Origin of the sequence: Paenibacillus residui, assembly GCF_042677205.1 — a bacterium.
Classification (GTDB): domain Bacteria; phylum Bacillota; class Bacilli; order Paenibacillales; family NBRC-103111; genus Paenibacillus_L; species Paenibacillus_L residui.
In genome coordinates, this window is sequence record NZ_JBHTIU010000099.1 from 1 (window position 1) to 6,455 (window position 6,455).

A 6,455-nucleotide genomic window follows, 5' to 3' on the forward strand; every position below is an offset into this window, starting at 1 on the left:
AGATTCAAGCGAATGGGCGAAAATGATCAAACTAACTGGATAAACTACAGTTAAAATGGGCAACTTTGGGCGAAAAGGCTCTTTTTGCGCAAACTAGCTGTAGGTTTTCCATTTAGTGTTCATATTTCTCCCGAATATAGAAATCTAACTGTATGAAATCCACTTAGAATATATGGGGGAGTCTTAAAGTTCCACTGTATTTCCATTAAGTGTAATCGCCATGAAGCAAATCCCTATTAAACGAAATCCTGACGCGCATAATCCCCATAAAATGGAATCTTGACGCACAGAATCACCATAAAATGGAACCTCGACGCACATAATCCTCACTAAATGGAAATTCCGCGCAAGCATGTCCCCATCATACTTCCCCGCATAATTGCTTGATGCAGGAGACCGCTTCTTCCACCAGCTCCGGCAGAGAGACGGGCTTCACGCCCACGACATGCAGGTGACAGCGGTTGAAGGGGATGAGCACCTTGCGGGCGGGGCTTTCCGAGATGGCCTTGGCCATTAGCGGGGTCAGCTCGCCAAGCATCGAATTGGCCCCGATGATTCCTATGCCTCCGGCGATGATCTGGACCCGGGGGGCGTTGAACACAATGGCATTCTCTCCCGAGGCGCCTTCATTGGCTCCCGCTTTTAACATAAGAGAGGTGGCCAGCGCATTCGTTCCCAGAGCAATGACGTGAATATCCGGCAGCTCCTGCTTCAGCTTCTCGACAAGGGCTTTGCCGATTCCGCCCCCTTGTCCGTCGACGACTGCAATTCTCATGGTTCCTCCAATAATTTCGAAATAGGTATGTATCTGTCCGGCACTTTTGCTTCCTGCGCCATGTCCGCACAATCGAATACAGCCAAGGCTCAGTCATATTCCGGGCAGGGAATCCAGGACGGATGCCTCCCTGTCAGTCAGGTTCCATACCGATTATATCAGAAGCGGGGGACGGCGTCATACGCTCCTTCGGGTGATTCACAAGCAAGGAGGAGAACAGGCGGGCGGTACAAGGATGCCGATATACCGGCTCCTCCGCATTCTTCACTTCCTCGACGATCTTCCCTTTGTCCATCACGAGGATTCGGTCGCACAGCTTCCGGACGGCCTCTAAATCGTGGGAAATGAATAGAAGAGCAAGCCCGCTCTCCCGATTGAGCTGCTTCAACAGCCGGAGCAGGGAGGCTTGGGAGGTCACATCCAGACTGGAGACGATTTCGTCGCAAATGAGCAGCTTCGGCTCAAGCAGCAGGGAACGGCAAATGCTGATCCTCTGCTTCTCACCGCCGCTTAATGAACGGGGATAACGGTTTAACAGCTCTGTACGGAGGCCGACCTTATCCATAAGGACGCTGATTTTCCGATTTTTCTCGGCCCTCGTAAGAGAGTAATAATTGTCCAGCGGCTCACTCAACAAAGTTCTGATTTTAAGAGAAGGATTCAAGGAAGAAGCCGTATCCTGAAAAATGAGCTGACAGCTTTTGCGGAAATCCTTAAGAGCGGCCCCCCGCAGGGGATGGATCCGCTGGCCCTCGAAGAGGATGTCGCCTCCCGTCGGAGGCTCTAGCTTAACCAGAAGTCGGCTCAGCGTAGATTTGCCGCAGCCGCTTTCGCCCACCAAGCCAACTAGTTCCCCCTTGCGGATATGGAAAGTAACCCCGTCTACCGCTTTTTCCCGCCTCGCCGAAGGCCGAAACAAGGACAGGGACATGTCATTGCGATACATTTTCGTCAGGTTCTTCACTTCCAGCAGCATCGGCAACCACCTCCTCGCCGTAGGATGCTTGCAGCAGAGCCCGGGTGTACGGATGCTCGGGCCGGTCAAACAGGGAGAATACGTCATTCTGTTCAATGATCGTGCCGTCCTGTAGAACGAGAACATGGTCAGCCAGCTCGGCCACCACGCCGAAATGATGTGTGATCAATAGAATGGCCGTGCCACAACTGTCCCGGATCAGCCGGAATTGCTGCAGAATTTCTTTCTGAATGCCGGGATCGAGAGCGGTCGTCGGCTCGTCTGCGATCAGCACCTCCGGCCGGGTCCAGATAGCCAGCCCGATCAGCATCCTCTGCAGCATGCCTCCGCTTAGTTGAAAAGGATACTGCTTGAGTCGCAAGGCAGGCTCCGATATATTCAGCTTCTCGAGGATGCGAATCATCTCCGCATAGAAGGCGGATTTATCCGCCTGACCGTAGCTGCGGGCATAAGAAAACAGCTGCTTACCCATTGGGATCGACGGATTGAAGGAATTCATCGGGTTCTGGAAAATGGTGAAGATTCGTTTTCCCCGGATAAGATTCCGCTGTTCCTGAGGCAAGCGAAGCAGGTCCTCCCCATGAAAACGCACCTCCCCCGTGAGAACGGCTCCGGAAGGAACCTCCTGAACGAGCGAGAGGGCGGTCATCGTTTTGCCGCTGCCGCTGCGGCCCACGAGACAAACGATTTGGCCGGCTTTCAGGTCGAATTCAAGCCTGTTCAACAGGCGAACCTTCTGCCCGGACTTGCCCGGAAGCGTAACGGTTAAATTTTTAACTTGAAGAAGAACATCGTTGTCGTTCATAAGGCATCCTTTCCCGGTTATCCTCCCCTGTAGCCGAATTTTCTTTTTAACGATTCCCCGATGAAGTTGATGGACAGCAGGGTGAGGACGATCATCAGCCCGGGAAACAGCGCCACCCACCAGGCTCCAAGCAGAATATCCTTCTGTGCAAAGCTTAACATATTGCCCCAGGAGGGCATCTCCGGAGGGAGTCCGATCCCGAGGAAGGTCAGGGAAACCTCGGTAAAGATCGCACCGGCACATTGAAACACCGTAATGACAAAAATCCCGGCCAAGCTGTTCCGCAGTAAATGGATACTAAAAATTTTCCAGGCCGGGGTTCCGAGCAAATAAGCCGCCTGCACGAAGCCTTGACCCTTCAGCTCCAGCACCTGGGAGCGGACCACTCTCGCCGCGGGCATCCATCCGGTCAAGCCGATGATTAAGATCAGGCTCCAGATTCCGCCTTGAACGAAGGCCTGCATGGCCAGAATAATAACTAAGGTAGGAATCGCCAGCAGAGCCTCAAGGATTCGCATCATAAACTGATCGATCCATCCTCCGATATAGCCGCTGATCCCACCGTAGACAACTCCTATTATGGAAGAGATAAGGACGGACACGAACGCCACAGCGAGGGAAGCCCTGCCGCCGTACAATAGTCTGGACCACACATCTCTGCCCAGATGATCCGTACCCAGCCAGTGGTTACTGTCCGGGGGAGAGAACACCGAATGAAGATCCACCTCGACCGGATCGTAACGGGTGAAGAAGGGAGCCAGCAGAGACAGCATCAATACGGCCAGCAGCAGGCCTCCCCATAAGTAAAGTCCCCGGCTATTGAACATCATTCGCGCCCAACCTCCTGAGCTTAGGGTTTAGGTAAAAGGAAACGAGATCCGTGATCAGGATACTGAGTACGACCAGGAGACCGATCAGCATAATGGCTCCCATCAATAGCGGATAATCCCGGGTTAGGGCGGATTTGGCGAGCAGGTCGCCGAGACCGGGCCAGGCAAACACCGATTCGAGCAGGACCGTGCCGCCGAAGAAGGAAGGGACGGTTAGTCCCAAGTAATTGACATAGGGAACGAGAGCATTGGTCACTATGCCGCGGACGATATCTTTAGTCCGCATTCCATTGACTCTGGCGGCGAGTACGTAGGGGCGGTTTTTCTCTTCGATCATTTTCTCCTGTAGAAAACGCGCATACAGTCCGGTATGGGTTACGGTCAATACCGACACGGGAAGGACAAGATGCCTGAGCCTGTCCAGGAAGCCTCCGCCTCCCTGCAGGCTGGTCATTCCGGAGGAAGGGAGCAGGCCCCCGTAGACAGAGAAAATATAGATTCCCAGAATGGCCAACCAGAAGGAAGGGATGGAGGCGAAGAAGATGCCCGCCGTGGACAACCCTTTGTCCCAAAGCGAGTTTTCGTGCAGCCCGCCCTTGATCCCCCAAATCATGGAAAATAAAATGATCAGAGGCATGGAACAAGCGAACAAGAGAAGGGTATTCGGAAGCCGTTCCTTCAGAATGATAGAGACATCCCGGCCTTCCCGGTAAGATTTCCCGAGATCGCCCTGCAGGACCTGCCCAAGCCATTGGGTATATCGTTCATGCAGGGGCCGATCCATGCCGAAGCTCCGGTTCAGCCGTTCTCTCTCCTCCGGCGTCAGCTTCTGAGCCTGATTCCCATATAGGGCAAGAGCGGGGTCGCCCGGGATCGAGTCCATAATGAAAAATGAGACCACGCTCACAATAAACAGGACCAGAATCCCTTGCACCAGGCGACTGAGAAGAAACCGGTTAATCATGAAGGGTCCATTCCTCCAGGTTCCACAGGAATCCGGCTCCATGGTGCCCCAAGGTCTTGATCTTGATTCCTTTCACTTTCTGATTAACCCCATACAGAGCATGCTGGTAAGCGATGAAAATATATGGAGGGTTTTCGGCCAGAGCTTGCTGGAACTGCTTGTATAATTCCTCCCGCTTCACGGTGTCCGCCGTCGTCCGGGCCTCCTCCAGCAGCTTGTCCACAGCCGGGTCGGAATAAGAACCGTAGTTGGTTCCCGAGCCGATCTCGCTGGAATGGAACAGTCTGTACGTATGGTCATCCGCGTCGAAAGGGCTGCCCCAGCCGAGCATGAAAGCTTCCGTCTTCGAAATATCGATGACGCTCCAATCCAAGGCGGCCGCATTGACGTCGGCCCCGATTTTCTTCAATTGGGAAGCGAGGTAGGTCGCCAATTGGACGCGAACCGGGTCGGATGAAGGTGCCGTAATCGTAAAGGCCAGCCGCTTGCCGTCCTTCACCCTTATCTGATCGCTGCCCGGAATCCAGCCGGCTGCCGTCAGGTATTCATCCGCTTTGTCTAGATTGTATTCGTATTTTTCAATTTGTTCGTTAGCGAATTTATTCATTTGCAGGGGGGAATAGGCAGGCTCCCCGTAGCCGAGCAGGATTCCATCCACGACGGCGGCCCGATCGACAGCGTAATTTAAAGCTTTGCGGACATTGACGTCCTGAAACAATTCAAAGTTCATGTTGTACATCATGGCGCGGTAGTCGGCGGACGGAGATTTATAGATGGCAATCTTGTCGTTTTTGGACATTTTCTCGACCGCGCTAGGCTCCAGATAAGCCATGTCGACCTCTCCGGTCTCGAGCTGCAGCATTCGCACGCTGCTGTCCGGGACGAACTTGACGATGACCCGGTCGATGGAGGCCCTTTTGCCGTAATATTCGGGGTAGGCCTGCAGAGTGACGCTCTGGCCTCTATCCCATTTCACGAACCGGTATGGGCCGGTGCCGATAGGATTTTGATTGAAGTCGGCCGTATTCATATCCTGACCGTCCAAGGCATGCTTCGGCACGATGCCGATGGTCAGCTTGTCCAGAAGCGGCGGGAAAGGCTGCTTAAGGGTAATTTTCACTTCATGGTCATGGACGGCTTCAATGGAATCGATTTGGACAAATTCCGAGCGAACGACCGATTGAACCTGCTCATCCAGAATGCTGCTTATCGTGAAGACGACATCTTCGGCGGTCAGTTCCTGGCCGTCGTGAAACCGGATTCCCTGCTTAAGCTTGAATTGATACACGAGGCCGTCCGGGGAAATCTCGTAGCTTTCGGCCATATCGGGCTGGGGAGTGTTCGTTTCGTCGAAGCGCATCAATCCTCGGAAAATAAGGTTATTAATATCTACGGTATCCTCCAGCACCGGATTGATCTTGTCAAACTCCGTTTCCGCCGCGTAAATTAACGTGTTTCCTGCCGATTCTGCGGGGTCGGCTTTTCCGTTGGCGGGGTTGGCAGAATTTGCAGGCTTCCCGTCCTCCTGCCCGCAGGCCTGCAGCAGCATGGCTAAAGCCAGTAAAGCGATGACAATCCATTTACTCTGTTTTCTCACAGTCAGGTTGCTCTCCTTTGTGTTGTTTCTATCCAATTTTAAACAAAAACTTTGATGACATTAGGTAGCTTGTCAAAATAATGCCGTTTCCGACACGGCTGTAGCGGCAATCTTGAAAATAAGCCCACCCGTTTCCATTATTTGGATAACCCTGCGCACCGTTCCATGCACCGTCGTGGCCATCTAACGGGGTAATTCCGTACACCGTCATGGGCATCTACCTGGATAATTCCGCGCGCCGTAGTAGGCATCTACCTTGAAAATCCGTCTATTTTCATTTTCTGCTGATGCCGTGCAAACGGAATGGCGCATCTAACTGGATTTCCTCCATTTAGATTGTTCTGCTAGAGCGAAAGAACGGAAACTAAATGGAAAAACTACAGCTAGTTTGGACGAAAAGGGCGATTTCAGCAAAAAACCACGATTCTAAATGTACTTTCTCCACGGCCCCCTAACGAAACTGGAGTCCTACCCTACAATATATTATTGTATTTCTTAGGGAGGCGAC

Annotated in this window: 6 protein-coding genes; all 6 read right to left on the reverse strand. The window is 52.7% G+C overall.

Translation table 11 applies throughout. The annotated features are described in order from the left end of the window. Nucleotides 1-361: 361 nt before the first annotated feature. A complete protein-coding gene (locus tag ACFQ03_RS23360) occupies nucleotides 362-775 on the reverse strand; it encodes a DUF3842 family protein (RefSeq protein WP_144934790.1) in 414 nt (137 codons plus the stop codon). A gap of 133 nt (nucleotides 776-908) precedes the next feature. After that, on the reverse strand, nucleotides 909-1,751 hold the full coding sequence (locus ACFQ03_RS23365; RefSeq protein ID WP_379291326.1) for an ABC transporter ATP-binding protein: 843 nt from the start codon (nucleotides 1,749-1,751) through the stop codon (nucleotides 909-911). Further along, nucleotides 1,708-2,556, reverse strand: a complete 849-nt coding sequence (locus ACFQ03_RS23370; protein ID WP_379291328.1) for an ABC transporter ATP-binding protein — start codon at nucleotides 2,554-2,556, stop codon at nucleotides 1,708-1,710. Before ACFQ03_RS23370 ends, ACFQ03_RS23365 begins: the two co-directional genes overlap by 44 nt. Nucleotides 2,557-2,573: 17 nt before the next feature. Beyond that, a complete protein-coding gene (locus ACFQ03_RS23375; protein ID WP_260982036.1) occupies nucleotides 2,574-3,386 on the reverse strand; it encodes an ABC transporter permease in 813 nt (270 codons plus the stop codon). Beyond that, nucleotides 3,373-4,350, reverse strand: coding sequence for an ABC transporter permease (locus ACFQ03_RS23380; RefSeq protein ID WP_379291331.1), 978 nt, complete (start codon nucleotides 4,348-4,350; stop codon nucleotides 3,373-3,375). Before ACFQ03_RS23380 ends, ACFQ03_RS23375 begins: the two co-directional genes overlap by 14 nt. After that, nucleotides 4,343-5,947, reverse strand: a complete 1,605-nt coding sequence (locus ACFQ03_RS23385) for an ABC transporter substrate-binding protein (protein WP_379291333.1) — start codon at nucleotides 5,945-5,947, stop codon at nucleotides 4,343-4,345. Before ACFQ03_RS23385 ends, ACFQ03_RS23380 begins: the two co-directional genes overlap by 8 nt. Nucleotides 5,948-6,455 lie beyond the last annotated feature (508 nt).

Coding starts and splice junctions, on each gene's coding strand:
- ACFQ03_RS23380 (WP_379291331.1), bottom strand. CDS start 4,350: ATGATTAACCGGTTTCTTCTCAGTCGCCTGGTGCAAGGGATTCTGGTC.
- ACFQ03_RS23375 (WP_260982036.1), bottom strand. CDS start 3,386: ATGATGTTCAATAGCCGGGGACTTTACTTATGGGGAGGCCTGCTGCTG.
- ACFQ03_RS23360 (WP_144934790.1), bottom strand. CDS start 775: ATGAGAATTGCAGTCGTCGACGGACAAGGGGGCGGAATCGGCAAAGCC.
- ACFQ03_RS23365 (WP_379291326.1), bottom strand. CDS start 1,751: ATGCTGCTGGAAGTGAAGAACCTGACGAAAATGTATCGCAATGACATG.
- ACFQ03_RS23370 (WP_379291328.1), bottom strand. CDS start 2,556: ATGAACGACAACGATGTTCTTCTTCAAGTTAAAAATTTAACCGTTACG.